29 protein-coding genes and 1 tRNA gene are annotated in these 26,344 nt (G+C 66.2%); 10 read left to right on the forward strand and 20 right to left on the reverse strand.

What is annotated here, in order from left to right:
• The first annotated feature begins 10 nt into the window (after positions 1-10).
• The 5 genes from FHT26_RS27260 (at position 11) to FHT26_RS27280 (ending at position 5,370) form a co-directional block, all read left to right on the forward strand.
• Positions 11-799, forward strand: a complete 789-nt coding sequence (locus tag FHT26_RS27260; protein WP_168563229.1) for an NAD(P)H-dependent oxidoreductase — start codon at positions 11-13, stop codon at positions 797-799.
• A 112-nt stretch (positions 800-911) separates the two neighbouring features.
• On the forward strand, positions 912-1,724 hold the full coding sequence (locus FHT26_RS30570; RefSeq protein WP_210427624.1) for a class I SAM-dependent methyltransferase: 813 nt from the start codon (positions 912-914) through the stop codon (positions 1,722-1,724).
• Positions 1,725-2,276: 552 nt separating this feature from the next.
• Positions 2,277-4,442, forward strand: a complete 2,166-nt coding sequence (locus FHT26_RS27270; protein ID WP_168563230.1) for a TonB-dependent siderophore receptor — start codon at positions 2,277-2,279, stop codon at positions 4,440-4,442.
• Positions 4,443-4,491: 49 nt separating this feature from the next.
• Positions 4,492-4,567: transfer RNA gene (locus FHT26_RS27275), tRNA-Asn, on the forward strand.
• A gap of 488 nt (positions 4,568-5,055) precedes the next feature.
• Complete coding sequence (locus tag FHT26_RS27280) at positions 5,056-5,370, forward strand: hypothetical protein (RefSeq protein ID WP_168563231.1); 315 nt, start codon at positions 5,056-5,058, stop codon at positions 5,368-5,370.
• On the opposite strand, the gene thpR is transcribed toward FHT26_RS27280, so the two are convergent.
• Positions 5,327-5,875, reverse strand: a complete 549-nt coding sequence (thpR, locus tag FHT26_RS27285; RefSeq protein ID WP_168563232.1) for an RNA 2',3'-cyclic phosphodiesterase — start codon at positions 5,873-5,875, stop codon at positions 5,327-5,329. The genes FHT26_RS27280 and thpR overlap by 44 nt on opposite strands.
• Positions 5,868-6,572: an SOS response-associated peptidase gene (locus FHT26_RS27290; protein ID WP_168563233.1), complete on the reverse strand. Its 705-nt coding sequence runs from the start codon at positions 6,570-6,572 to the stop codon at positions 5,868-5,870. Before FHT26_RS27290 ends, thpR begins: the two co-directional genes overlap by 8 nt.
• Positions 6,573-6,613: 41 nt before the next feature.
• Between FHT26_RS27290 and FHT26_RS27295 the strand changes: the two genes are divergently transcribed.
• A complete protein-coding gene (locus FHT26_RS27295; RefSeq protein ID WP_168563234.1) occupies positions 6,614-6,934 on the forward strand; it encodes a hypothetical protein in 321 nt (106 codons plus the stop codon).
• 1 nt (position 6,935) lies between these two features.
• Here the strand turns inward: FHT26_RS27295 and FHT26_RS27300 are convergent, their stop codons facing one another.
• From FHT26_RS27300 to FHT26_RS27325, 6 genes are all read right to left on the reverse strand, one after another.
• Positions 6,936-7,724: a DNA adenine methylase gene (locus tag FHT26_RS27300; protein WP_168563235.1), complete on the reverse strand. Its 789-nt coding sequence runs from the start codon at positions 7,722-7,724 to the stop codon at positions 6,936-6,938.
• 186 nt (positions 7,725-7,910) lie between these two features.
• Complete coding sequence (locus tag FHT26_RS27305) at positions 7,911-8,468, reverse strand: hypothetical protein (protein WP_168563236.1); 558 nt, start codon at positions 8,466-8,468, stop codon at positions 7,911-7,913.
• Positions 8,468-9,034 (reverse strand): glycoside hydrolase family 108 protein, encoded by a 567-nt coding sequence (locus FHT26_RS27310; protein WP_168563237.1) that lies wholly within the window; start codon positions 9,032-9,034, stop codon positions 8,468-8,470. The genes FHT26_RS27305 and FHT26_RS27310 overlap by 1 nt, the downstream gene beginning before the upstream one ends.
• Positions 9,035-9,087: 53 nt before the next feature.
• Positions 9,088-9,339, reverse strand: a complete 252-nt coding sequence (locus FHT26_RS27315; protein ID WP_168563238.1) for a hypothetical protein — start codon at positions 9,337-9,339, stop codon at positions 9,088-9,090.
• On the reverse strand, positions 9,323-10,849 hold the full coding sequence (locus FHT26_RS27320; RefSeq protein ID WP_349238235.1) for a phage portal protein: 1,527 nt from the start codon (positions 10,847-10,849) through the stop codon (positions 9,323-9,325). The genes FHT26_RS27315 and FHT26_RS27320 overlap by 17 nt, the downstream gene beginning before the upstream one ends.
• A gap of 32 nt (positions 10,850-10,881) precedes the next feature.
• Positions 10,882-11,109: a DUF6148 family protein gene (locus tag FHT26_RS27325; RefSeq protein ID WP_168563239.1), complete on the reverse strand. Its 228-nt coding sequence runs from the start codon at positions 11,107-11,109 to the stop codon at positions 10,882-10,884.
• Between the two features lie 455 nt (positions 11,110-11,564).
• Here FHT26_RS27325 and FHT26_RS27330 point away from each other — a divergent pair, with 455 nt between their 5' ends.
• The 4 genes from FHT26_RS27330 to FHT26_RS27345 all read left to right on the forward strand — a co-directional run bounded on the left by FHT26_RS27330 (position 11,565) and on the right by FHT26_RS27345 (position 14,414).
• The gene (locus FHT26_RS27330; protein WP_168563240.1) at positions 11,565-12,044 is read left to right on the forward strand and encodes a TIR domain-containing protein; all 480 of its coding nucleotides are present in this window, start codon (positions 11,565-11,567) and stop codon (positions 12,042-12,044) included.
• A gap of 117 nt (positions 12,045-12,161) precedes the next feature.
• The gene (gene thcB4 / locus FHT26_RS27335) at positions 12,162-13,304 is read left to right on the forward strand and encodes a Thoeris type III anti-phage system protein ThcB4 (protein WP_168563241.1); all 1,143 of its coding nucleotides are present in this window, start codon (positions 12,162-12,164) and stop codon (positions 13,302-13,304) included.
• Position 13,305: 1 nt separating this feature from the next.
• The gene (thcA, locus tag FHT26_RS27340; protein ID WP_168563242.1) at positions 13,306-13,920 is read left to right on the forward strand and encodes a Thoeris type III anti-phage system protein ThcA; all 615 of its coding nucleotides are present in this window, start codon (positions 13,306-13,308) and stop codon (positions 13,918-13,920) included.
• Complete coding sequence (locus FHT26_RS27345) at positions 13,917-14,414, forward strand: TIR domain-containing protein (RefSeq protein ID WP_210427625.1); 498 nt, start codon at positions 13,917-13,919, stop codon at positions 14,412-14,414. The genes thcA and FHT26_RS27345 overlap by 4 nt, the downstream gene beginning before the upstream one ends.
• A 72-nt stretch (positions 14,415-14,486) precedes the next feature.
• Here FHT26_RS27345 and FHT26_RS27350 read toward each other — a convergent pair whose 3' ends face one another.
• The 12 genes from FHT26_RS27350 to FHT26_RS27405 form a co-directional block, all read right to left on the reverse strand.
• Positions 14,487-14,975, reverse strand: coding sequence for a hypothetical protein (locus FHT26_RS27350; protein WP_168563243.1), 489 nt, complete (start codon positions 14,973-14,975; stop codon positions 14,487-14,489).
• 14 nt (positions 14,976-14,989) lie between these two features.
• Positions 14,990-15,847, reverse strand: coding sequence for a hypothetical protein (locus FHT26_RS27355; protein WP_168563244.1), 858 nt, complete (start codon positions 15,845-15,847; stop codon positions 14,990-14,992).
• 72 nt (positions 15,848-15,919) lie between these two features.
• The gene (locus FHT26_RS27360) at positions 15,920-19,651 is read right to left on the reverse strand and encodes a phage tail protein (RefSeq protein WP_168563245.1); all 3,732 of its coding nucleotides are present in this window, start codon (positions 19,649-19,651) and stop codon (positions 15,920-15,922) included.
• Between the two features lies 1 nt (position 19,652).
• Complete coding sequence (locus FHT26_RS27365; protein WP_168563246.1) at positions 19,653-20,135, reverse strand: NlpC/P60 family protein; 483 nt, start codon at positions 20,133-20,135, stop codon at positions 19,653-19,655.
• Positions 20,136-20,140: 5 nt separating this feature from the next.
• Positions 20,141-21,070: a DUF2163 domain-containing protein gene (locus FHT26_RS27370; protein ID WP_168563247.1), complete on the reverse strand. Its 930-nt coding sequence runs from the start codon at positions 21,068-21,070 to the stop codon at positions 20,141-20,143.
• A gap of 10 nt (positions 21,071-21,080) precedes the next feature.
• The gene (locus tag FHT26_RS27375) at positions 21,081-21,677 is read right to left on the reverse strand and encodes a DUF2460 domain-containing protein (RefSeq protein WP_168563248.1); all 597 of its coding nucleotides are present in this window, start codon (positions 21,675-21,677) and stop codon (positions 21,081-21,083) included.
• Between the two features lie 9 nt (positions 21,678-21,686).
• Positions 21,687-24,065 (reverse strand): phage tail tape measure protein, encoded by a 2,379-nt coding sequence (locus tag FHT26_RS27380; protein WP_168563249.1) that lies wholly within the window; start codon positions 24,063-24,065, stop codon positions 21,687-21,689.
• A 21-nt stretch (positions 24,066-24,086) separates the two neighbouring features.
• A complete protein-coding gene (locus tag FHT26_RS27385) occupies positions 24,087-24,263 on the reverse strand; it encodes a hypothetical protein (RefSeq protein WP_168563250.1) in 177 nt (58 codons plus the stop codon).
• A gap of 101 nt (positions 24,264-24,364) precedes the next feature.
• Positions 24,365-24,724 carry a hypothetical protein gene (locus FHT26_RS27390; protein WP_168563251.1) on the reverse strand — a complete coding sequence of 120 codons (360 nt, stop codon included), beginning with the start codon at positions 24,722-24,724 and terminating at the stop codon, positions 24,365-24,367.
• Positions 24,725-24,749: 25 nt separating this feature from the next.
• Positions 24,750-25,538: a major tail protein gene (locus tag FHT26_RS27395; protein ID WP_168563252.1), complete on the reverse strand. Its 789-nt coding sequence runs from the start codon at positions 25,536-25,538 to the stop codon at positions 24,750-24,752.
• A gap of 40 nt (positions 25,539-25,578) precedes the next feature.
• The gene (locus FHT26_RS27400; protein WP_168563253.1) at positions 25,579-26,031 is read right to left on the reverse strand and encodes a hypothetical protein; all 453 of its coding nucleotides are present in this window, start codon (positions 26,029-26,031) and stop codon (positions 25,579-25,581) included.
• Positions 26,028-26,342, reverse strand: a complete 315-nt coding sequence (locus tag FHT26_RS27405; RefSeq protein ID WP_168563254.1) for a head-tail joining protein — start codon at positions 26,340-26,342, stop codon at positions 26,028-26,030. The genes FHT26_RS27400 and FHT26_RS27405 overlap by 4 nt, the downstream gene beginning before the upstream one ends.
• Positions 26,343-26,344: the final 2 nt, after the last annotated feature.

Consider the following 26,344-nt stretch of genomic DNA (forward strand, 5'->3'; position numbering starts at 1 on the left):
GAGCCGCACCGTGGCCAAAAAAGTTCTCATCGTCTACGCCCACCCGGAGCCGACCTCGCTGACGCGCCAACTGGTCGACGTCTCGATCGAAGCCCTTGCCGCTCAGGGGCACGAAGTCATTCAGTCTGACCTCTATGGCATGCGCTGGAAGGCCGTCTTCGATGCAGAGGACTTTCCGAGCAGGACCAATCCTGAGCGGCTTTCGTACATCATGGAATCAGGTCATGCCTATGCAACCGGCCAGCAGACAGCGGATGTCGCCGCGGAGCAGGCGAAGCTGCTCGCTGTCGATGCGGTGATCCTGCAGTTTCCGCTCTGGTGGTATGGCTTGCCGGCCATCCTGAAAGGCTGGATCGATCGTGTCTATGCCTTTGGCTTCGCCTACGGGTACAAGAACGGCACCAATGAATATCGCTTTGGCGACGGCATCCTGAAGGGCAAGCGGGCGCTGGTAAATGTCATCGCGGGCGGGCCGGCCGCCGACTATGGTCCGCGCGGCATCAACGGCCCGATCGATCAACTCCTCTTTCCGCTCACCCACGGCGCACTGTTCTACCCCGGCATGGACGTGCTCCCGACACACGCGGTCTATGGCGCGGGTCACGTTTCCACGGCGGAGGAAATGGACGCGATCAAGGCAGCATGGCGTGTGCGTCTTGCCGGGCTATTCATTGACAAGCCGATTCGCTTCCGTTCGCAAAACGGCGGCGACTTCCCCGATCGCCACACCATGGCCGACCATGTTGCGCCGGGCCAAACCGGCCTCGTCGCGCACGTTGCCAATCTGGTCGACGCATAAGGAGATGGACATGGAAGTGGCATTCATCGGGCTTGGGCAAATGGGCTCAAGCCCGGGAAGATCTACAAGGTCATCATTCCGGACTGAGTCCGGTGGACGCTTTCGTCTTCCAGTGATCGTCACCATCGGAGAAAACCAAATGCGTATTCTGAAGCCGCTCCTGCTCTCGCTAATACTCGCCGCGCCACTGGCCATCGCGACAGTCCAAGCCGCTCCCGCCGATGTGCGGGCGGCCGTCGCCGCTCCCGGGAGGCCGGCCGAGGCGGTCGCGCTCGACGAAAGCCGCAAGCCCGTCGAGGTGCTGAAGTTTCTCGGGCTTGAACAGGGCGACCGCGCGCTCGACCTGTTCACCGGGACCACGGCCCCGTTCACGCGCGTCGGCTATTACGCCGAGATCATGGGCCGCGCGGTTGGCCCCAAGGGTGCGGTGGTCGCGTGGGAGCCCGCCAATCTGCTCGACGATGCAGGCAAGAAGAACTTTGCCAGCCTGATCGCGCGCGTTCCCAGTGCCCGTCTGATCTCGAGCACCGCCGCCGATCTGACGCTCGACCCTGCGAGCTTCGACTTTGTGCTAATGCACCTCGTCTATCACGACACCTATTGGGAGAACGAACAGTTCCAGTTTCCGCGGATGGACCCGCACGCGTTCCTCGCCAAAATCTTCGCGGCGACCAAGCCGGGCGGGATTGTCGGCGTCGTCGATCATGTCGCCGCGCCCGGCGGCGACACGCGCGCGGTCGTCAGAAAGCTCCACCGCATCGACCCGGCGGTGCTCCGCGCGGATTTCGAGCGCGCGGGGTTCAAGCTCGAAGCCGAGTCCGATCTGCTGCGCAACCCCGCCGACGATCATTCGAAGCTGTCGCTCGATCCCGCGATTCGCGGAAAGACTGACCGCATCATCTACCGCTTCCGCAAACCCAGTTGAGGGCGCGCTGTCATCTCGACTTCCACGATCTAGGTGTGAAGCGTCAAGAGGTTGTTTCTTGACGAGCTGAGTCCAGCGTTGCCGACGGCGTGTCTCAGCGTCAGCATTGCCGCGGTGAGCGGACATTCCGAAGTCCCCCGGCCGACCGGCAGCAACTGCTGCGTTGCAGACATTGGCTCACGACGCGATCGCAGCTGGCGATCGCCATCTCATCGGCAGCCGAGCGAAAGACAAGCAGCGCTGCGTCACCTCGTCGGCTCAACGTTCAACGATCCCGCAACCAATTACCCAGCCTCGTTTCCCAAATGGTGCAAAATCCGTGCGCCCGCCGCTCACCCGGCGGGCTTCGCTAGGGGTGCTGGCCACGTTCGCGTGACCGGCTGAGAGAGTCCCTTTGAACCTGATCGGTGGCGCGCTGTCGCAGGCGCGCCACGGGCTGACAGATTTGTCTTGTCGGCCTGAGGTAATCCTCGCGCAGGGAAGCGTCGTGCCGCGGATCACTCCTCGCTGTCGCGGCTGCGCCGACCTGCCATCGCCAACCCGGGAAGTACGATGGCATTCCGTTCTTGCAAGTCCCCTGCCCTGGCGCCGCTGGCCCTGGGCATTGCATCCGCATTCGGTGCGCATGCGCAATCCGCCTCCATCGATCCGCAGACGCTGCCGCCGGTCACCGTGACCGGCCGCGCGCCCGACGCGATCGCCACCATCGGCGGCTTCGGCGAGCTGCCGCTGTCGAAACTGCCGCTGCAGGCGACCGTGGTCACCGGCGTCGCGATGAAGGATGCCGGCGTGCAAAGCCTCGCCGACATCACGCGCTTCGATGCGAGCCTCGGCGATGCCTACAACTCAGAGGGTTACTGGACCACGCTGATGGTGCGCGGCTTCGCGACCGACAACCGCTTCAACTTCCGCCGCGACGGCCTGCCGATCAACGCCGAGACCTCGTTGCCGCTCGCCAACAAGGAGCGCATCGAGATCCTGAAAGGCGCCAGCGGCATGCAGGCCGGCACCAGCGCGCCGGGCGGGCTGGTCAACCTGGTCGTCAAGCGCCCCGAGGGCACGGTGCGCTCGGCGGCACTGGAGTGGAGACAGAGCCACACCTGGCGCGGTGGCGTCGACATCGGCCAGCGCTTCGGCGAAGGCGAGGCCTTCGGACTGCGCGTCAACGCGCAGTCCGACGAGCTGGACCCGCAGACGCACGACCTGCATGGCCACAGCCAGCTGCTGGCGGTGGCCGGCGACTGGCGCGTGACGCCCGACACGCTGCTCGAGGCCGAGTTCGAGACCAGCCACCGCAGCCAGCCCAGCGTGCCGGCGATGAGCCTGCTGGGCAACCGGCTGCCGGATGCATCGGCCTACGACCCGCGGACCAACCTGAACAACCAGCCGTGGTCGCAGCCGGTGGTGCTCGATGGCGACACCGCCTCGCTGCGCTGGCAGCAGCGCCTGTCGGCCGACTGGCGTGCGGTGGCGCACCTGGCGACGCAGCGCCTGACCAGCGACGACCGCCTGGCCTTCCCCTACGGCTGCGGCGCCGAAGGCAACTACGACCGCTACTGCAGCGACGGCACCTTCGACCTCTACGACTTTCGCAGCGACAACGAGCGCCGCACCACCGACGCGCTCGACCTGGGCGTGCGCGGCAGCTTGTCCACCGCCGGCATCGCGCACGAGCTGCAGACCGGCGTGCTGCTGTCGCGCTTTCGCAGCCGGCTGCAGGGCCAGGCCTACAACTACGCCGGCGTCGGCAACATCGACGGCAGCCTGGTGACGCCGGCGGCGCCGGAGCTGACTGCCGCCAACACCAACCGCGACGAGCGCAACACCGAGCTGTATGTGCGCGACGCGATCACGCTGACGCCGACCTGGAGCGCGTGGCTGGGCCTGCGCCACACGCAGCTGAAGCGCGAGAGCATCGCGACCGACGGCAGCGAGCCGGTCTCGTACACCGATTCGTTCACGACGCCGTGGCTCGCGCTGAGCCATGCGCTGCAGCCGGGCCTGCTGGCGTATGCGAGCTGGGGCCAGGGCATCGAGTCGGAAGTGGCGCCGAACCGCGCGCGCTACACGAACGCCGGGCAGGCGCTGGCGCCATTGAAGAGCCGCCAGATGGAACTGGGCCTGAAAGGCACGGCGACGGACCTGAGCTGGGGCCTGACGGTGTTCGACATCGTGCGCCCGCGCTTTGCGGACGTCGGCTCCGACTGCGCCAGCGACACCGTCGGCAACACCTGCACGCACCAGGAAGACGGCGAACAGCGCCACCGCGGGCTCGAAGCCGACAGCGCGTGGTCGGTCGGCGACTGGACGCTGCAGGGGGCGGCGATGTGGCTGCACGCGCGGGTCGAAGACGTCACGAGCGATACCACGCTGAACGGCAAGCGGCCGGTCAACGTGCCGGACCGCACGCTGAAGCTCAACGTGAGCTACCGCGTGCCGCTGCTCACCGGCCTGAACCTCTCGGCCGGCGCGGTGCACGAGGGCGAGCGGATGGTGCTGCAGGACAACAGCCTGTCGATCCCCGGCTGGACGCGCTTCGACGCGGCGGCGCGCTACGAGCAGCGGCTGGCCGGCGTCGGCACGCTGACCTGGCGGGTCGGCGTCGACAACCTGAGCGACCGCCGCGCCTGGAAGGAATCGCCGCTGCAGTTCGGGCACGTGTACCTCTACCCGCTCGCGCCGCGCACGGTGCGTGCGTCGGTCCAGATAGATTTGTGAGCCGCCCGCCAGAACACCTGTTTTTTCTGTCTATAATCTGAGGCTCAATTCCTCGATAGCTCAGTTGGTAGAGCGCCGGACTGTTAATCCGTAGGTCCCTGGTTCGAGCCCAGGTCGAGGAGCCAGTATTGACGGGGCCCGCAGCGATGCGGGCCCTTTGTCGTTGGGCTGGAATATTAGGGAGATATTGGGCGCTGCCTAATATCCAGTGGTTTGGCCACCAGCTCGCGCGCTCCGTGACCGCCTGCGGATGCTTGAGATGCGCCCGAGCCTCTTGAAGGTCGGTGCTCCGGACGCAATCTTCGCGAGCAAGCCGGTCGGCACATCGCCGGGCGGTGCCTGATCACCAGGAGGACACCCATGGACGAATCAAGATCGTCGTGTCCCGGGCCGACAGCCGAGGACACACTGCGCAACAGCAACGCGAGGCCGAACGGCGGGGGCGCCGACCGAAGGCCACCACACCGTCGACCGACCACGCGCTTCAGCCCGCCTCTGCGGCGCGGCCAAGGCCTGCCGCGGCACCAGCGCTGGCCGTGGATCGCAGAAGACCTTTTCGATGAGGACAAGTGGTAGCCAGGGTTGACCACGCCTCCAGCGATACCATCGTCAGGTGCAGTACACATTCGAGGTCCAAGCGCCGGGGGCATCGCCGGTGCGCATCGCACGCGCAGTGGCGTCGGTGTTGAAGTTCTTCGCGGACGCTGGACTGTCGCCCTACGCCGCCGCGCTCGCCGCGCAGGCGCGCGAGCGCTGGGACGACGATGGGTTCCCGGATGAGGGTCAACTCACCGACGCGCAGCTCGACGCGGCCGAGCTATGGGACGAGGTTCCGGACCTCCTGCGCGCCGGCTGCTACGGCAGGACCACGGACACGCCCTCGATCAACTTCCGTCTGGTGAATCTCGATGGAGATCCGGACCTGTGACCGCCGGCCACGATCGCACAACCTCATAGCCAGAGGCCTCGCGCCGCGACCACACCAGCGACATCGCTTGCGGGGCCCAGACGAGGGCCGCAATCTCCGCCGGCGCATGCACAGCCGCCGCGTGGCGGGCCAGCGTGACGTGCGGGGTCCATCGCGGATCGATCTCGACCCCGGCGGCCGACACGGCGGCTGACGTCGACTGCTGCAATGCGTCCAGCTCGGCGCTTCCCTCCGCCAGCAGTACGACGACGCCGTCGTGCCACACCGCGGTGGATCTGAACTTCAGCTGCAGCTCGGGCACGATCACTTCGCTCAACGCCTCGACCAAGCTGGCCTCGTCGAGCATCTCCACATCGCCGAGGAAGTTGAGCGTGAGATGCAGGTTGTGCCGCGGAACCATGCGCGCGCCGGCCGGCCACAGCCAGGTCGACCGCAGATCCTCCACCGCGTCGCGCATGCTCTCGTCAGCCATGAGGCCGATGAACAGGCGCCGGCTGTCATTCATCCGCGAGATCCACCTGCGCAGACGGTGGCGACGGCGCCGTCGCCGGGCTGGCGTCGAACAGCTCCACCGCCGGCAGCACGAGCAGCTTCTTCGCCTCGTCAACGGACGCGAAGAGCCAGTGATCGACGTCGGCCAAGGCGATCGGCACAACGCTGCGCTTGTCCTGCATGTGCGGCGGCCGCTTCGGGTCTGGCTTGTGCATGCGTCCCATCAGCGCGTGCCCGTCGGCATTGATCGTGAGCATCGTGTAGCTCTCGTGGATCTCGCCCGAGGCCCTGTCGACCCACGCGTTCCAGATGCCGGCCAGCGCCCACATGTCGCCGTCGGCGCGCTTGAACCGCCAAGGGATGTGCTTGCCCGTGTCCCAGTTCGGCTCGTAGAACGCCTCCGCAGGGATGATGCAGCGCTGCCCGCGGGCCCACGGCAGTTTGTAGCTGGCCTTGCCCGCGAGCTCTTCGGACCTCGCATTGCAGGTGGCGAACTTCAGCTTCGGCTCTTTGGCGAACCATGGGATCAGGTTCCACTGGCCAGCCACCAGCTCGCGCACCGGCTCGGTGATGTCTTTCGCCGGACGGATGAAGGGTCCAACGTAGCCAGGGAACATCTCACGACGCGGCCCGCGCCAGGCGTCGCGCCTGCCGATGTGGAAGAACCGCTCGATGGCGGCATCCTCCGGAGAGACATAGCGGGTGCACATCCCCAAAATGTACCGGGCCAAATACTGTATAAATGTACAGTATGAAGGTTGCAGTAATCGAAATGAGGGACGGCCAAGGGCGGAAGCGCCCGCGCGACCAGGTGCGCGCCGAGAAGCCAGTGTTCGGTTACCTCATCTACGAGCCGGGCTTCGCGGCGCTTCGAGCGCTGGATGAAGCGCCTCCGACCGTCGGAGCGATGATGCCTTTGCTGCACCACGCGAAGATCCGGGCGATTCGCAAAGGCGGGATCATGATCGTCGGCGCCTACGTCGACATGAAGAGTCGGGGGCCGATCGACCCGCTCATACCGCAGGCGTGGTGGGTACGGCCGGTAGGCCACGGTGGCATACCGGCCGAATGAGCTAGAAGAGCCCTGCTGGCTCGGCCGCTTGATCCCAGCTCCAGATCACCAGTTCGCGCCGGTCGACCGCCTTGCCTCCGCCGCCCACCGTGTAGGCGATGTCCAGCGACTCCATGTGCATGCCCTCGAAGCACCGCCGGATGTCCGGGTGGTCGTTAATGCTCATCATCGCCTTGCCCTTCAAGGTGCGGAAGGCCTGGGCGATCGCCTCGTATTCCTCAAACGGGAACGGCACGCCGTAGCCCTCGGTTTGCCAGTACGGCGGGTCCAGGTAGAAGAACGTGTGCGGCCGGTCGTAGCGCTCGATGCAGGCCTTCCAGTGCAGCCGCTCGACGAAGGTGCCGGCCAAGCGCAGGTGCGCGGCACTGAGCTGCTCCTCGATGCGCAGCAGGTTCACCGGCGGCGCCGTCGTCGCCGTGCCCCAGGTCTGCCCCTGCAACTTGCCTCCGAAGCACTGGTGCTGCAGGTAGTAGAAGCGCGCGGCGCGCTGCACGTCGGTCAGCGTCTCCGCGGGCGTGTCCTGGATCCACTTGAACACCTCGCGGCTGGACAGTGCCCATTTGAACTGGCGCACGAACTCCTCGAGGTGGTGCTTCACCACGCGGTACAGGTTCACCAGCTCGCCGTTGATGTCGTTGATGACCTCCACGTCTGCCGGCGGGCGAAGGAAGTACAGCGCGGCGCCGCCCGCGAAGACTTCGACGTAGCACTTGTGCGCGGGAAAGCGCGGGATCAGCAGATCGGCCAGGCGTCGCTTGCCGCCGATCCAGGGAATGATGGGGTTGGCCATGAGGCTCCAGTAAGGGTGTGGGTACACTGCGCCCCGCCTCCGGAAGGTGGCAGGGCCTTGGCTGGGCTCACAGGAATCGTCTGTGGGTTCGGTGGCCGCCGGAGTGCTCCAACACAACGGCGGTCGCCCTGTCTTTTTTTTGAGGCTGTGCAGACGCCTGCACTGCCCGGGAATGGCGCCCGGCGCCTACTTCACTGCCGGCGCCCGCGCGAGGAGTTCGGTCTTCTCTGCCGACCCTCGGCTTGATCCGAACTCGAACTGATGCGCGTCGCGTAGGCCGTTGGCGAACTGCTGGGTCAGCATGCCTAGCGGGCCGTTGAGCGCCATGATCAGCGGGTTCACGTCCCCGCCCTTGGTCACGCCCAGCCAGGTCACGAAGACCATCGCCGACAGGCAGGCCAGCATGCCCACCACGTCGCCAACGATCATCAGGTCCGCGCGCTTGGTCGTCCTGCCGAGCTGGGCGAGCTGCACGTCGCGATTGCGGGCGTCCTGTCGATCCGCGAGGAAGGCCTTGTCGAGATCGGCCTCGGCGGCGATCACCGCCTGGCGGAAGGCCAGTAACGCGACAGGATCGGCCTGGATCGCGCTCAGCGCGGCCTGGCCGCTGTCCTTGCCGGTCACCTGCTTGGCGATGTCGATCACGCTGCTGGCGGCCTGCTCGGCCTGATCACTGCCGGTGATCCACTTCAGGATGCCCGGCACGAACTGCGCGAGCGCGAATGCGGTGCTGATCGGGTCCATCAGGCCTTGCCTCCTGCAGCAATCGAGATCTCCACGCGGTTCAGCAGCCAGCCGTAGACGAAGGCTTCATCCTTCGCGCGGCGCTCGGCCAGCTCGACGTAGAAGGCCCCCTGCAGCGCGTTGAGTGCGCGCAGCAGCACCACCTGCCCTTCGGCGCCGCGGCGGCGCACGTACTCCCGCAGCGCCGCGATCGTCATCGGGCCGATGCGTCCGTCCGCTTTCACGTCGGGATACCAGCTTCCTTCCTTGTTCAGCACGTTCAGCGCGCGCTGTAGGAAGGTGGCCGCCTGCTCGGTGCCCAGGTTCACCGCGGTATCGAACAGCTCACCGGCCACGGCCGGCGCTGCGCTCGCGACCTGGTCGAGCAGTAGCGCGTCCCAGTAGCGGCTGCGGTAGATCGCCTTGGCCTGGTCGAGACCGAGCAGATTCATCGGGCCGGTGTAGCCGAAGGCGCGCGCCACCGCTTCGGTGATGCCGTACTTCGTCTGGCCGCCGCTGTCACGCGGGTCGTCGCTGAAGCCGGCTTCCTTGCCGAGCACCTGGTCGAATGCGGTCTCGAAGTTCATCGCTGTGTTCGTCGTGGTTGTCATTGTTTGGGGCATTGAGGAGGCGGCCTCGATCACTTGCCGAGCAGGCGGCTGAACCAGTCGAACTTCACCGCGCCCAGGCCGAGCAGCGCCATCACCGCGTACATCGCGAGCCGGCGCAGTCCCCGTCCGAGCTGTCGATCGACATAGCCGCCCCACACGCCGACCAGGCGCTGCGCGGTGCGCTCATCGCCGAGCTGAGTCATCAGCTGCGCGGACAGGTGCTCGGCGATAGCCTGCGCGTCGGCGTCGCTCAGGCTGCGCTGCTCATGCTTCGGCGGCATCGGCGCCCTCCTCTTCGTTGTCGGTCTGGTCGTCGCTCTGCTTCGGCTGGCTAGGCAGGCCGCTCGCGTTCTGGTGACGCACGTCGCTGCTGAAGCGCAGTTCTTTCTCCTCGACCTTCTTGCGCCAGCTCGCGATCTGCTCGAGCACGGTGTCGGGATTGCGCCCGGCCTTGCGGATCACCTCGACTTCGCTGATAAAGCCGGCCTGGCTCAGCGTCAGCCAGGCCGTGGCTTCCTTCGCCATGTCGATCCACGGCATTGACGGCGCGACGTAGAGCACGTCGTCGTGCGTACCGGACTTCAGGTCCGCCGGCATCGGCACCACGTTGGAGAGGTCCGCCGCGCGGATGAAGTCCTCGACCATCGGCTGCACAGCCATCGAGACGAAGTCGTCGGTCAGGCAGGCGTAGTGGACCCACTGCTCGACGAGCTCCTGCCTCTGGCTGCTGTACGTGCCGTCGTAGTTGCGGCTGATGCTGGAGTAGCTGGCGCTGATGCCCGCGGCGAAGGCGCGCAGCTGCCCGTTGCGGAAGGTGATCAGGTTCGGGTTCGGGCGCTTGCTGTCGATGAGGCCGATCTCCTCGCCCACCGCCAGCGTATCGATGATGGTGCCCGGCGACAGTCCCACCTGGCGCGGCAGGTCGTTGCCGTTGTCGTCCTTCAGCGGCCCCTCGTAGCCGCCGCCGTCGGGCGCCAGACGCTTCACGTAGCCAGTCAACATCGCGGCAACCTTCGCCGCAATGCGTTCGGACTCCTCGTAGTCCTTGATGTCCTCGATGCGGCCGATGACGCTGGCGAAACGCGTCACGCCGCGAAGCTGGCCGATGCGAGAAAGGTGGGCCAGGTGCAGCATGCGCTGGGCCTCGACGACCTTGAGGTCGGGCTTTAGGGTCGTGACCTCGCCCGGGTGGGTCTTGCTGACCCAGTACCCGGTCGGCCGCATCCAGGTGTTGTGCTGGATGCCCTGGCGGATCCCGCGCGCGGACTCGTTGAAATCCATCGGCACGAAGTCGGGCTCAATCAGTTCCAGCGAGTACGGCACCGCCGTGCCATGGTCCAGGCCCGGCACTTTGCCAAGCAGGCGCTGTGCGAAGGCCTCGCCATCGCGGTACAGCGTGCGGGCGAGCAGGCGCTGGCAGCGCGCGTAGCTGTGTTGCCAGCGCACCTCGGGGCGGCGCTGCCAGTCGCGCCAGGCGGCCGACAGCGCGGCGGCGTACTCGGCGTGGATCTCGCCGTTGAGACGCCTCGGCTGGAACTCGACACCGATACCGTTCGCGCCGACTGTGTTGTGCACCAGCACGTCGAGCGCACCGACGACCAGGTCGTGATTGCGGTCGAGGTAGCGCATCTGGTTGCGCAGCGGCACGGCGCCCTGCTCGACCAAGTGATTGGGTGAGCCGCCGTCCTTACGGAACTTCCGCTGCGTGCTCGGGTGAGCAGCCTCGTAGTGGGACAGTAGCGTGCGGTTGCGCAGGCGAGCCAAGCCTCGCTGCGGGTCGAGCCAGGCCACGAGTCGGTCGACTGGATTCAGGCGAGCGGCCATCAGTCGAGACGCGCGACGGAGAAGCGCAGGCCTCCGAGGGTCGGCGCGCCAGATGCGCGGTCGCGTTCAGCGGCGACGCGGCGCTCCCACTCCTGTCGGCCGGCGCGAATCTCGGCCAGGTCTTCGCTGCGGAAGACACGGTCGCCAAGGCGCGCTTCCTTGCCGAGGAGTACATCGGTTTCGGCCTGCAAGTAGGCGGCCAGCATGGTGGAGGCGGGGGTGGTCATGCGCCCATGCTCGTTTGATCAGCGCGCCATTTGTAGTCCCCAAGATGACAATATTCATCGAGCCCACAGTCAGCGGCGACGATAGTCGAGCAGAGAAGACCGGAGCGCACTGCGATCACTACGTCGCCCTAATGCTGGCCGCACTCATTCGAGCAAACGACTGACTGACTGATCTCATTGCGAACTACCAGTCGGCAGAGCTTAGGTCGGCCACATCGCCTTCGCGGGCGTTCGGCGAGGTTCTCGTCAAGTGATTCGCGATTGCTTGAGACATTCGTGGTCAAGTCCGGCGCGATTAGCTGCCGCGCGCCCTTCATCAAGATTGAGGAAGGACGATGCAGTACCCCCCACGGGGCCAGACTGGGAGGGACAATGCCTTGTATGCAGCCGCCCTCCGTTTTGCGATTGTTGCCGTTCGCTGCACCCTGGACCGATCACCTTCGAGGAGCTAGAGCATGGCAAAAAAATGTTTTCTGAGCTTTCACTACAAGGCAGACAGCTGGCGAGTTTCGCAAGTGAAGCAAATTGGATCGATCGAGGAGCAGCCGCTGCTCGATTCGAACAAGTGGGAAGAGATCAAGAAGAAGGGTGATACAGCCATTGAGAAATGGATCGCTGACAACATGAAGGGCAAAGAGTGCCTTGTCGTCCTTGTTGGGGAAAAAACTGCAGGTCGCCGTTGGGTAAAGCATGAAATCAAGAAGGCCTGGAAGGACGGATTTGGCGTACTCGCCATTCACATTCACAACTTGAAAGATTCGGCCGGCAACCAGTCCTCCAAGGGAACCAACCCCTTCACAGGCTTGACGGTCGACGGAGAGGCAGTTGCCGGGAAGGTCTATGACCCGCCGTACTCCACGAGCACCTACGTCTACGACCACATCAAGGAGAACATTGAGGGCTGGATAAAGGATGCCGTAAAGGCAAGGGCCTAGGCCGCGCCGAAAAATCACGGACGCTCAAGCGGGGGAGCGAATGTTGTCTGAGCCTGGAATCACTGCCGCGCGATGTCTGCGCAATGCGTCAACCACTTCGTCCGGGAGACTTTGAACATGGCCCTCTATCAAGTCGGATTGTTAGGGGCAGTGGACGCAGCGCTTGTAGCGCAGATGAAAGCGACGCTGCAGGAGTTGTTGGCTCCACTGGGCCTTGCCAACGAAATCGAAGTCATCGCGCCAGCCGCCTACGACCCCAAGAACGACTACGCCTCCGTCGCGCTGTACTTCGGTGCTGAAGGCTTGAAGCCGGATGAGGGGGCGCTGGTCAAACTGATGCGAGAGGGCACTCCCATAGTGCCCATCGTTCCCGACCTTAAGAAGTTTAGCAAGATGACTCCCGCGTGCTTGCGAGCAATCAATGGTCTGGAACTGCCGGAAACTGACAAGACGCTCATTCGTGCGGCGAACGTCGCGCTCGAGGTATTGGGCCTGATGCCGCGTCAGCGTCGAATTTTCTTGAGCTACAAGCGCGTCGAATCGACGGAGGCCGCACTGCAGCTTTTCGAGTATCTGTCGAGCTTAAAGTTCGACGTTTTCTTGGACACCCATGGCGTACCGCCCGGCGACGACTTTCAGGAAGTCTTGTGGCAACGACTGAGTGACTCCGATGTGCTTGTGATGCTGGATACGGAGAACTACTTCGACAGTCGCTGGACGAAGTTAGAGTTCGGACACGCGCTGGCGAAGTCGCTCGTGCCCCTCCGTTTGGGATGGCCGGGTGTAAAACAATCTCCACGGAGCCACGCGGCCGAATCTGTGCAGTTCAGCGCCGCCGACTTTGAAGCAGACGGCAAACGACTGAAGGCCGCGACGCTCGAAACAGCCGGCCTGGCGATCGAGAAGGCGAGAAGTCGGGGGATCGCATTGCGAAGCTCCGAGCTGAACAACGCGGTCATCGTTGCAGCAAAGAAGATCGATGGGCGGTTCTTTGCGCTCGGGCCGAAGCGCACGATCGTCGTTGAGCTCTACTCCAAACACAAGGTTCTGATTTATCCTTCGATCGGCGTTCCAACGGCGGAGCATCTTCACGAGGCTTCGTCGCTTGACGGTGAAGGGTCGCGCAGAGTGGTGTTCGACGATAGTGGGGTGAGCAGACGAACTCAAGGCCACCTGGACTGGCTGGACGGCCAAGTGAAGTCGGCTCGACTCATGCGCAAGGGAAATGCGGCCTGGGAACTTGCTGCTTTGGAGCCCTGACATGAAGCAAGTCTTTTTGTCCGCTGGCATACCCAGCAGAACCGACCTGCCATGGGGCGCCACGGCCGACCCCATGTTGATACATTCGGCGGTGCGATCGTTATGCGCCCTTGTCTTCGGCCACAGGCGCATCGTGTGGGGCGGCCAACCGGCCATCACACCGATGATGTGGGCTGCTTGCGAGAACCTCGGCATCGACTACGCCAAGACGGTTCACCTATACCAGTCGCGATTCTTCACTGATGAGTTTCCGGAAGAGAACGCGTTGTTCAACAACGTGACGTTCGTGGACGCCGGCCCAAGCCGAGCGTCGAGCCTCTCGGCTATGCGCAAGGAAATGTTCAAGAACGACTTCGAGGCCGGGGTGTTCATAGGCGGCAAGGATGGGGTCCTCGACGAATTCGACCTGTTCCGTGCCGCGAATCCAAAGGCTGGCGTCGTAGTTCTGACGTCCACCGGCGGTGCAGCACAGGAGCTGGGCGAGAAGTATCCAGAGTTGAGCGCGCCTGGCGGCGATTTCATCGACTACCTGTCGTACATGGCAGGGTTCATCGAAATAACTGGCCCAAAGCGAACGCCGAAGCAAGCACCAAGAAAGGCGCGGAGACCCAAATGACGAACGCAATCAAGCGTCGAGTGTTCTACAGCTTCCACTTCCTCAACGATGTCTGGCGCGCGGGACAGGTGCGAAACATCGGCGCGGTCGAGGGAAATGCTCCGGTTTCGCACAACGAGTGGGAGGACGTCAAAAAAGGCGGAAATGCGGCGATCGAAAAGTGGATCGATCAGCAGTTGGTCGGCAGAACTTGCACGATCGTACTCGTTGGCGCAGAGACAGCGTCGCGCCCTTGGGTGCGGCACGAGATTGCCCAGTCTTGGAACAAGGGCATCGCCGTGATGGGTGTTCGCGTAAATAAGCTGTTGAACTCGCAAGGCCAAGCGAGCTACGCTGGGGACAATCCATTTGACAAGTTGACGCTAAAGAACGGTGCTAGATTGAGCACATTGGTCAGGTTGTACGAGCCTGCAGGCGCAACCAGCCAAGCTGCCTATTCGACGATCGCCAACAACCTCACCGCATGGATCGAAGCGGCCATCAAGTCGCGCTGAGGATTGGGACTGTATGTTGGCAGCGAGTAGCTCAGATCGGGAACGCAAGTCGGCCGTTTGTCGACGCTGGCTTCAAAAGTCGTACCAGTGCTCCGTCACGACCGTCACGTCGATGGTCTTCACCTCGCCTGTGTTCACTTCCGTCACCGTGCACCGCTGCACGCCGCTGAGCGTGTTGGCCTTGCCCACAGTAGTCGGCGCAGCAGCGTTGCGGCGAAACTGGGTCGTCGCCAAGTTCGGCGACATTGGGGTCGCCGACGACCCCGACAGCGTCGCCCAAGCGATGGTGTAGACCCCACTGCCATTCTGTACGGTCACGGTGACGGGAGTGGTCGTCACCGGCACCGTCGCCCCGCGTGTCGACGTGAAGCCCGATCCGAAGACGGTCGCCGCCGACGCCGTCAACGTGAACGACCCATTGAAGACCTTTCTAGCGACGCCGTCAGGCCCGTACCGCCAGATCTCGCGCGCCTTGCGCGGCACGCCGCCCGCGTCGTATCGCCACACCTCGCGGGCCTTGCGGGCCACACCGCCCGCGTCGTAGCGCCACATCTCTGCCATGGCCGTGCCTCCCGTCAGTACACGAACACGATGTCGCCCGGCGCGCCGCCCGACGGCTGGCCAGCCACGTTCGTCATCGTGATGCGCCCGAGCCCATCGCCACCGCCGCGGCCATATACCAGGCCGGCGAAGACAGGAGCGCTGTTCCACGACACGAAGCCCACGTCGTTGAAGAACTGCGACACGGAGCCTGGCCGGTTGGAAATGTTGGTCCAGGGCACCACCACGCTGTTGCCGAAGTAGCTCAGGTCCACCTTGCGCAGGAAGCCGTCGCCACCGTTGTTGATGAAGACCTGGCTGATCGGTCCGTTCTCGCTGTTGGGTGAACTCTGGTTCAGGTAGGTCGCATTCAAGTACCCATTGGGGCTGCGCAACGCCACGGTGTTGCCATTGGCCGAGTAGTCCGGCACCCACGCCGTGATGGCAGGCGCGCCCGTGATTCGGCCCCACGGGACCGTGCCGCCGCCGAACTGGCCGTTGGTGTCGAAGTACCACTTCCACTGCCCATCACTCGCTCCAAAGATCCCCGATGCTCCGTCGCTCGTGTTCACCATCAGCGTGTACAGCTTCGCGGTGTCGCTGAATTGGATGCCGGCATAGCCGTTGGTCGAGCCCGGCACCGACACGGATCCGTAGCTGACCGGAGCGGTGCTCTTCAGGTACCCCGTCGCCTTCTCTACCCAGCTGCTGCCGTTGAACTCCTGGATCACGCCGCCGCTGAAGCGCTTCGCGCCCGCCGGCGGGCTGGTGACGGTGCCAGCGTAGGCCGGGTCCATCCACTGCGACAGCGCGCTGAAGTTGGCCTTGATCTGCGGCAGCACGCCGGTGTCGTAGCGGTCGGTGGTGACAGGCTTGGTGAAGTCGATCGGCATGGTGGTCGGTTCGTCGAATGGTTGTTGTCGTGGATGAACGAAGAAGAGAGAAAGGGGGCCGTGGTCCTGTCGTCAATATCCGCGCGCGGTCCAGCTGCCCGAGCCGGTGACCTTCTGGCCGGTCTGCGGGTTCAGCAGGTAGACGGTGAAGCCGCTGGGCTTGGGCACGTCGAGGAAGTCGACGATCGGCAGCAGCGCGGTCGTGCCGTTGGCCTGGCACAGCGGCGTGTCCGCGTCGATGAAGTCCACCGCGAACGGCACCGCAACACCGGCGGACGCGTTGGTGATCACGAAGCGCCCCGAGTCGGTCTTGAGCTTGTTGGACAGCTTCACGTCCAGGCTCGCGATGCGGATCAGGTTCGCGCCCGCGCTGCAGCTGAAGGTCCACACGATGCGCACGTACCGGAAGCTCCCCGCCAGCACGTTGGTGGCGCCCGCGGCGGCGGGTGTCCAGGCGTCTGCACTGTTCAGCTTGGTGTAGATCTGGCACGAGCGCTCGACCTGGCCGGCGATCACAGTGGCGCCCAGCGTCACGGTGACGATGGTGGGCGGCAGCGCGGTGCCGTAGTCGAAGGTCTCCTCGTAGCTCGCGGTCGTCGTACTGGGCTCTGCGTACAGCGGGAAGCCGGCGTCGATCTGCGCCTGGGGGCTGGCCCACCCGTGCGACTCGAAGTGCTGCGCCCAGGTCTCCGGCGCCACCGGCCCGAGCAGCGCGCCGTCCTCGAGGAACAGGTTCGTCGCGGTGCCCGAGAAGGTCGACCGGATCTGCGTGCGCAGCACGTAGTCGGGCGGCTGGTTGATGGTGGCCGCGATGCCGACTGGCGTGCCGGTGTTGCCGGCGCTGTCGAACGCTGCGACCCAGTACGTGAAGACGCCCGCCTGCTGCTCGAAGATCGCCGTGAAGGTGCTGTTCCCGTTCGAGCCGACGACGGCGCCTACCGCCCAGTTCGCGCCCTTGCGGACCTCGTAGCGGTCGATCGGCAGGCTGCCGCTGGTCGGGGCGCCCCAGTACAGCAGCGCGTTGTTGTCGACGACCTCGGCCCGCGAGCCGGTGATCGCACCCGGCACGGTCACGACGGTGTCCACCGAGGCCGCATTGCCGCGGTTGCCCTTCACGTCGACGGCCGCCACCCACCAGCGCCGCGCGCCGCCCCAGTTGATGCGATGCAGGTGCCGGGTGATCTGGAAGACGCCCACCACCGTGGCCGTCGCGAAGCTGTCGCCGAAGCGCAGCTCGTAGCCGCCGATCGCGAAGGCGCCCGGCACGCCGGCATAGTCGAGCTGCAGGTCGGTGCCGACGATGGTCGCATTCAGCGCCGAGATCGTCGGCGCCGCGACGGTGCCGACGACGCTGGTCGGCGTGCTGCGGTTGCCGAAGGCGTCGACCGCGGCGACCCAGGCCACGAAGGATCCGGCCACCTGTACCGCCCACAGGTGCGAGGTGCCGCCCTGCTGCTCGAGCACCTGGGCGTTCTCCCAGATTGCGCCTGGCGCGGTGCTCACGCGCCACTCGTAGCCGACGACATCCGGCTCGGAGTTCTTCGCGCACTTCAGGCGCACGCCGAAGGGCTCGAACGACGCAGACACGTCCGTCGGTGCCGACGGCGGCAGCGCGGCCATGACGCCGGTCACGCGGTAGTCGTAGGCCTGCACCTCGGCCAGGCTCTGCTCGGCCGCGCCGAAGATGTTGAAGCTGGTGAACTTGAAGTGAATCGTCTTGCCGACGAAGCTCAGCTCGAGCGGACCGCTCTTGCCGATCGCGCTGTCCACGCGCACGAAGGCATCGCCGACCTGGTGGCCGGTGCGGGGCGTGCCGTGGGCACCGCGCACCAGTCCGGACAGCGCGTAGGAGCCCGGGGCCAGCAGTGCCGCGTTCTGGAAGGCGATGTACTCGGGTGCGACACCGCCGATGTAGCAGAGCGTGCCCAGCGCCGCCGCATCGGCCGCGCTGGTGCTGATCAGCTGGCCGCTGGTGTTGACGCTGACGCTGTCGTTCGAGATGAAGGTGGCGAGTCGCCCATAGCGCGCCGGCCCATGCAACGTGCTGGCCTTCTGGTAGTTGAGCCCGTCGACGCTGACCCACACGTTGCAGCCGCCCCAGGCCGCGCTGCTGCCCTTCACGGCTGCGTAGACCTCGAGCCCGGTCTGCGTCAGCCCGACCGGCGCCTCGAACAACACCGGCGCGTCCACGTTGCCTGGCGCCGCGTTGTAGTCGTGCAGGTAGCCCGCGTTGACCTCGCTCGGGTACATCGCCGCGCTTGCCACGCCGGCCGGGAAGTCCTCGGCCGTGATGGTCAGGTCGCCGTCGTCGTTCTCCTCGTCGGTGGCCGTGATCCGCACCGGGTGCCGATCCAGTCCGAGACCCACGTCGCTGATCGTGACCAGGTCCATCGGCTCCAGCAAGCTGAAGTTCACCGGCAGCTTGAACGTGTAGGTGGCCCGCACGTACAGCGAGCGCTGCAGCATCAGCTGCGCGACCAGGCGCGCGACAGCGCCGTCGGTGATCCAGTCGGCCTTCAGGATGGCTTCCGAGCGCAGGCCGTGCGCATCGATGTCCGCCTGGTCCTTCGCCTCGGCCACGTCGACGTTGTAGCTGTTGGCCCGGTTGCGGTACTGCACCCGGAAATGGTTCTTGGCATCCGCCGGGCTCTTGCGCTCCTGCTTCACCGGCGGCTCGCCCGGGCTCGGGATGAAGTGGTCGTCGGTCAGGTCGTAGACCGGCGTGGTGTTGGGCGTGAACGTGCGGCCGAGCCCGGCCTCGGTGCTGTCGCCGTAGGGGATCATCTTCAGCTTGCCGGCGCTCCACACCGGCGCGGTGTTCGTGAGCCGCCCGAGCAGCTGCACCAGCTCGGCCGCGGAGATCTGCTCGGTCAGCGCGGGTGACATCACCAGGCCCGCCGCAACGCAGTAGTCCGACCAGTCCTGCATGCCGTCGAGCCGGTCGCTCGCGATGTTGGCGCCGTAGCGGCCGTTGCCGAGCAAATCCAGCAGCGCGCGGCTCGGGTCCACGTCGGGCACCGCGCTGCCCAGGCTGTACGCGAGACTGCCCTGAATCTCGAAGGTGTGGTTCTCCACCTGCGCCGAGCCGCCCAGGTCGTAGTCCTTCGCGCACACGTAGGCCAGGCCGCTGTACCCGAGCGACTGCGCCGGGTTCGCCCCCTGCAGGTACGACCACGGTGCCTGCCCGAGCGCGCCAGTCTTGAAGCTCAGGCCGAGTTCTTCAAGCGCGTTCTGCTTCGTGCCGCTTGTGACGACCAGGTAGTCGATCGTGACCGCGAGGCTGCGGTACTTGTCGTCCAGGATCTTGACGGTCGCGAGCTCGCCGTCGGTGTCGATGGAATAGTCCACGCCGTTGGCGAGCTGGGACTTCAGGAGGAAGATCTTCACGTACACGGCCTGGATGGACGCGAAGGCGGGATCGAGCGTGGTCAACATCGGCCCGGTGGCCGGCACGTCATAGACCTTGCGCACGGACGCAAACTGGTCCCCACGGATCCCGCCGTTGTAGAGCTTCTTGCCGCGCCAGATGCGCGGCACGCCGTTCACCTGGCCATGGCACAGGCCCATCATCACGGAGGCCGAGTACGTGTAGGTGGTGCTCTCGGACGTGACCCCGCCGCCGCCCTTGCCGGCCGACTGGCTGGTGGTGTGCGGCACGGCCTTGAAGTCGCCGTACCAGATCAGGTTGCCGCTGATCTGGTTCACGCCGTAGACGACGGGGATCGTCACGCCCTGGGCGCTGCTCTGCAGCTTCAGCGCCTCGATGCGGGTTTCGCTGCTGGAGATGGTGGTGCGGCCGCCCATGTCAGGCCTCCATCGCAACGTGTGCAGGCGCCTGCACGCCAGCAGTTGCCTGTGGCCACAGCGTCCAGAACTGCACCGGGCGGCCCGCGAGAGGCGCTTCGTCGAGGCGCGTCAGGATCACCGCCTGGCCGACGTAGGCATGCAGCACCGTGTGCCGGTCGACCAGTACGCCGCCATGGCTGAACGTGCGGCCGAAGCGGAACAGGGCGACGTCGCCCGCCGATGGAGTCTCGGTGCGCACGGCGCCGACGCGCTCGAGCCACTGCACGTACAGCTCTTCGCTGCGGTGCAGGTGCCAAGCCGTGCTGTAGGTGCCCGGGTCGATCGGCGCCGTCACGCCGGCCGCTTCGTAGATCGCGCACAGGCTCTGCCCGCAGTCGACTCCCACGCCCTTCAGGCGGCCGTGGTGGTGGTACGGCGTTCCCAGCCAGGTCAGGGCCTCCTGGATCACGGCTTCGCGTTGCATTTCTTCGTGGTGGGTCATGGGGCTCACATGACCGTTTCAGCGGCCGGCACGTACGGCTTGCCTCGGAAGCGGATCACGTTGTTGAACTTGGCTTTGCAGGTAGCCTGCGTCTTGTCGCAGCCCGGGTAGATCGCGAAGGTGTCGCCCGGCGCGATCGGGAACGGGAACGGCTGCAGCACGGTCATCTCGTTGCCCGCGGAGCCCCCGCTGGACGTGTGGCGCTTGACCGTGCGCGCCTGCCCCGCGTTGAGGCCGGTGAGGAAGCGCACGACGCCGAGGTCGAAGTACCCGGCCGCCTGGCCGAGTCCGTGCCCGAAGCGCGTGCGCGTGGCGTCGCTGCCGGTGTTGGCGACGCCGTTCACGGTCTTCGCATCGCGGTTCACGCCGCAGGCCGCGTCGTAGAGCGTGTTCGAGCAGCCGGGCTGGTAGACCTCGGCCGGCACCATCACGTCGAGCTGCTCGGTGTCGCTCTTCACGGTGAGCTGCTGCTGCGTGCGGTCGCCCTGGGTCGTCGCGACCCGGCCGGTGAACCACACCAGCGTACCGGCGATCGGCGGGTTCAGGCTCGCCATGTCCGCCGCGGGCAGGAAGGCGCGCTGCAGCTCCAGCCGCGCATGCTCGAAGCCGCCGCGGGCGATGTAGGCCAGCAGCGGGGTGCCGTTGAGCTGCATCGCCCGCTCCTCGCTGTCCAGGTTCGCCGGCAGCTCGAACACCGTCACCTCCACGCTGTCGACCTCGATGCCCACGCTCAGCCGCGTGCGGCTGCGACGCAGGCCCGGTCCGAGCGACCAGGTCGTACCGTTGACCGTGATGGCCTGGTCGGCGCTCGTCCAGCGCAGCACCAGGCCGCCCGGCAGCGTGAAGGTGTACAGGTCGATGCAGCCGAGCTCGAGCTCGGTGTTCATCAGCTCGGCCAGCGCACCAGGTGACATCTCCCAAGACGGCGTTCTCATCGGCGCGACCTCAGGGCTTCACCGTGATCAGCTCGACGCTGCGCGCTTCCCACAGCTGCTGCAGGAACTGCGAGACCTCGGTCTCGTCCTGCTTGAAGCGCACGCGCCAGTAGAAGTGCCCGGTCCACGTCACCGGCAGGCCCATCGCCACCGGTACGCCGAAGCTCAGCACGCCGCTCGGACCGATGTCGTAGGTGCTAGGGTCGGCGAGCGCGCCGCCGAGAAGCACCTGCGCGTCATCCGCCGCGGCATACACCGGCTCGACCACGCCGCCCCACGTGCGCACGAGCTGGAACTTGCGGATGGCACCGTCGCCGGTGCCCAGGCGCTGGTCGACGACCGAGCAATCGTCGGGATCGAGGTACAGGAAGCGCTGCGCCGCGCCGCCGCGCGCGTTGAAGAAGCCCACCAACGTCTTCAGTTCGGCCAGGCCGTCGGTCTCGCGCAGCACCTCGTAGGCGAGCTTGTAGCGCCAGCGCGGGAAGCTGAAGTAGCGGGTGCGGAACTCGCGACCACTCGGCGTCTCGCGAACGCTGGTGCGGTGCATCGGCACACGAGTGCTGCCCCACTTCAGGCCGGGCAGCGTCGGGAAGATGTCGAGGCTCATCCTGTTCCCTCAGTTGAACGAGAAGTCACGGCGCAGTGCCTTCAGCACCGCTGCCAGGTCGCGCTTCGAGGCCATGAAGAACTCGCCGGCCGTCACGCCGCGCAGTTCGAACGAGGGGCCAGGCTCGCCGCTGCCGCTGCTGTCGCCCTGCCCGGCGAGCTGGCGGATCACGTTGGCGTGCTGCTTCGGCAGCACCATCTCTTCCTCGTGGAGCTGCGTGATCGGGTTCAGGCCGCTGGGGATGTCGTAGCCGCCCGAGGCGCTCTTGATGCCCTTGCCCATCCCGGACACCGCCGCGAAGATGGCCGCCATCGCCGCAATCGCGAGCACCGGCCCGACGACAGGGATGGAGGCCTGCGACGCCGCGGCGCCCGACCCCGCCTCGGCCGCATTCGCGCCGACAACGGCCGTGGCCTCGGCCGACTTCACCGCGACGTTCGTCGCCGAGGCCGCCGCCTGCATGCCCTTCTCCTGCGTCAGGAACCCAAGCTTCATCGCCAGCATGCGTGCCTGGCTGGCGATCCACTGCGAGGCGGGTTCCGTCACGACGTTGCGCAGGAACGCTTCCTTCACGCCGCCGAAGATCGTGCCCAGCGCCTGGCCCCAGGTGCTGGTCTTCTCCAGCAGGCCGTCCAGCGCGGTTCCGAAGCTGTCGCCGATGCCGCTGAAGAAGCCCGAGCCACCGAAGGCATTGGCGCCCTGTTCCCGCAACGCGGTGTTGGCGGCCGACAGCACCTGCAGCCGCTGCTGTTCGTGCTGCTGCTCGACCAGCAGCAGCTCGTTCTTGATCCGCGCCAGCTCGACCGGGTTGACGGTCGGATCCGCGCTCAGCAGCTGCAGGCGCTGCTGCAGTGCAGACGCCTGCACGACGTAGCGGCGGTCCTCGAACTCGACCTCCAGCTGCGCGAGCTGGGCCTTCGTGATCTCCTCGGCGTCGAGCGCCGCCTTCGCCGCCGTGCGCTCGAGCTCGATCTCGCCGAGCGCGAGCTGCTCAGCCGTGCGCATGCCGTCCTGGTCAATCGCGTCGCGCTGCTGGCGGGTCTCGCGGGCGATGCTCACCTCGAGCTGCGCCGCCTTGCGTTGGATCGCGACCTGGTCGGCCGTGGTCATCGTGAGGTTGTCGGTCAGCCAGCGCCAGTACGCGAGTTCCTCTTCCTTCGTGTACTCACGCCCTTCGGTCAGCACCGACTGCACCCGCTTCTCCTCGGCGAGCATGGCCTCGTAGTAGCTCATGTATGACCCGGCACCGTCCTTCTCCTTATCGCCCTTGCCCTTGAGCGTCGCGCTGCGCGTGCCGCCGCCCGACGGTGCGGCCTCGGTCTGGTCGGGGTTGAAGATCGCCGACAGCCGGTCGCGCGACTCGCTACTGGACGCGACGATGTTGTCCCATGCCTTGCTCCAGGCTTCGCCGATCCGCGCCGGCCAGCCCATCAGCTCGTCCTGCGCGCCCTTCAGGTCGCCGGTCATCAGCTTGTACAGCCCGGCGCCGAGCGCACGCAGCGGCTCGGCAACCGTCACCACCAGGCCGTTGAGCACCTCCCACACGATGACCACCGCGTTCTTGAGGCCCCAGAACACCGCCGTCAGCCCGCCGATCGCGCCGCGGGTCACGGTGATGGCCGTCGGCCCGACCGCGACGAACCACTCGGCGAGCTTGGTCACCACCGGCATCAGCACGTTGCCGATCGTGTGGGCGAAGCCCTTCATGACGAGCGCGGCCTTGTCGCCCGCGCTGTCGAAGGCGTTGTACGCGTCGACCTGTTCCTGGCCGACCAGCAGGCCGAGCTCTTCCATCAGCTCGGCGTTCTCGCGCACCGTGTCGCCGTTGAGTTTGAGGAGTGCGGAGCTGGCGTCGACCCCCTTGCCGAAGATCTGTGAGGCTGCGACGTTGCGGTCGGTGCCTTCCTTGTACTCGCCAGTCAGCTTGATGGCGTCCAGCATCAGGTCGTTGAACGGGCGCAGCGCGCCATGGGTATCGCGCGTGACCAGGCCGAGTTTGTTGAGCGCACCCTCGTCTTCGTTCAGGTGCTTCAGCAGACCCTTGCCGGCTGTCTGCATTTGCTCGGTGGTCGCGCCGACATCCTCCAGCGCGGCGATCCAGGTGCTCGCACCGGTGGCCGACACGCCGAGCGCCTTGCCCAACTGGATGCTCTCCTCCTGGAACTTGGCGGTCTGCTCGATCGCCTTGCTGAAGAGCGCGCCGCCGCCCAGCACCGCAGTGAGGGCGACGAACTTGCCTCGGATCGACTCCAGCGGTCCGTTGACCTTGCCGAGCCCGGTCGAGGCGTCGTCGCCGAACTGCTGGACGTTCTGCAGGCCGGCACGCAGGGCCTGGCGGAGCGGAGTGACATCGCCGTCGACGACGACTTTGGCGCGGGGATCGGTCATGCGTGGTTCAGATGGTTCAGGTCAGAGGTCGAGGAAGGCCAACATCGGGTCATCGGGCCGACCGTGGGCGACGGCCATGCCGATGCTTCGGGCCTGCTCCATCGCGTGGTCGGCTGCGTGTTCGGGATCCCCGGCGGCCGGCGCGGCGGACCGCTCGGGCTTGATGCCGATCGCGAGTGCGATGCGGCGCAACTGCAACGCGGCCGGCGGTGTGTGCCGCCAGAACGCGGCCAGCGCGGTGACCTGGGGGAGCGTGACGCGTTCGTCGATGTGGTCCCAGGTCCAGCCGGTTGCCGTGATCAGCCAGGCGTAGAGCTCGCTCCAAGGGTCGGCGCCTGCGTCCCCGGCATGGCTGCCAGAGACGCCCCGGCTTCCCCCAGCCCGGTGACCTTGGTCTCTAGGCCCGCAACCTTGGCGACGACTTCGAGCGCCGCGCTCAGCTGCTCGATGGTCGCCGGCAGCTCCTCGACCTCGGTGACCGTGAGGCCGGTGCCGGCCGACAGCACCAGCACGATGTCGTCGAAGACGACTTCATCCAGGCGGCCGTTCTTGAAGGCCATGCCGGCGCGGTTGAAGGCGGGCAGCAGCTTCTTCAGCCGGCCCAGCGGGATGGGTGCGACCTCGATCGTCTGCTCGCCCAGGATGATGGTGTCGTTCATGTTTCGGGATCCTTCGCGTGGTGGGTCAGAACAGGCAGAGGTAGCCGATCTCGTCGGCCGCGTCGGCGAAGGCCTGCGCGCTCAGGTCGTAGACCGCGTAGTCGTCGTTCTTCAGCGGCAGGCTGACCTTGCTGCTCACCGCCCGGTTGAACTTCATCACCAGGTTCTTGCCGTCGAAGCTGTTCTGCAGCAGCAGAGAGAAGGCCGGCGTGGGGCCCATCACGTCGTTGGTGAGCTGGAAGATCTGGCCCTTGGCGTTGGCTCCCTCGGCGCGGTACTCGTAGCTGACCAGCAGCGTGCGCTCACGAGGCGACGGGGCCACGCGATAGGTGCCGTCCACGACGGTGTACTGGCTGGCGGCCGGCGCCTGGCCTTCGGTCACCGCGGCGCGCTCCAGTGACTCCATCGTGGCGGCATCGAGCACGCCCAAGTCGGTCACGAAGGTGGCGCCCTGCGGCGGCTCGACGGTGAACTGCACGGCGGCCTGGCTGCCGCCCTCCGCGGCAGGCACCTTGACGACGAAGTCGAAGACGGCGGCACGCACGCCGGCCTGCGCCGTCTTGCCGAACTGCAGGCTGCCCAGGATCGCGCCGTTGATCTCGGCGTACTTCGCCTTGATCTCGATCTTGCCCTTGCCCTGCCCGACCGAGATCGGGAAGCGCTTGGAGCCGTACAGCGTCTTGAGGTCGACATCGATGTCGACGGAGATGTCCTGCATCGTGCCGAGCCGCACGGGCGTCGGGTTCAGCAGCAGCCTGCCCAGCGAGTCGTACGTGGGGATCGCGATGATCTTGCCGGTTCCGAAGTTGATCATGGGGTTCCGTGAGGTCTTTGGATGTGGGGTTGGTTTTGCGTCAGGAGACGAGCGCGAGGTCGCTGCCGCGCGTCAGCGCCTGCACCTGGTACGTCGCGGTAAGCCGGCCGATCGTCTCGTCGCCGCCCTCGGCGCGCGGCTCGGTGCGCGTGCAGCGCAGGCCCCGGCCGAGCGTGTTCAGGCCGGCGTCGACGGCGATGGCGCGGTGCGCCTGCAGGTGCAGTCGATCAGCGGCCGTCTCCCAGTCGTCGCCGCGCACATGGAAGTCCAGCTCAAACTCCATCAGGCCGCGCGAGACCATGTCCGCGAAGGCTTCGGCCTGGCCGGTGGAGCGGCGGATGTTGATGGCGGGCAACTCGTCGGCGCCGAAGGCATCGACGCGGCCGCGGTGCACGCGGACGGCGGCATCGGTGCCGGCGGCCTGGAGCGCCTGGAGTGCCTGGTCAATGCGCTGCAGGATGCGCTCGTGGGTGGTGTTGACCTGGATGCTCATGTCTGCACCGCCTTCAGCTCGACCTGCAACTCGGTGCCGTCGAGCACCGGCACGCCGGCCTCGCGCGCCGCCCAGGTCTTGCCGGCCACGGTGAAGCGGTCGCCACGGTGGACGCCGTTCGGCGCGTCCGCGCTCTGCATACGGATAGTCGGCTCGGCGCGCGCCTGCATGCCGTCCAGGCCGGTGCTGCCCGGCTCGTCGAGCAGCACCCGCACCGGTTGCGCGTCGCCACCGGCCGGCGTGAACTGCGCGTCGCGGCCGACGCGGGCGTACAGCACTGCCAGCTTGCGCGTGAAGATGTTGTCGAGCATCG

It is taken from the genome of Rhizobacter sp. SG703 (assembly GCF_012275445.1).
Taxonomy (GTDB): Bacteria; Pseudomonadota; Gammaproteobacteria; order Burkholderiales; family Burkholderiaceae_C; genus Rhizobacter.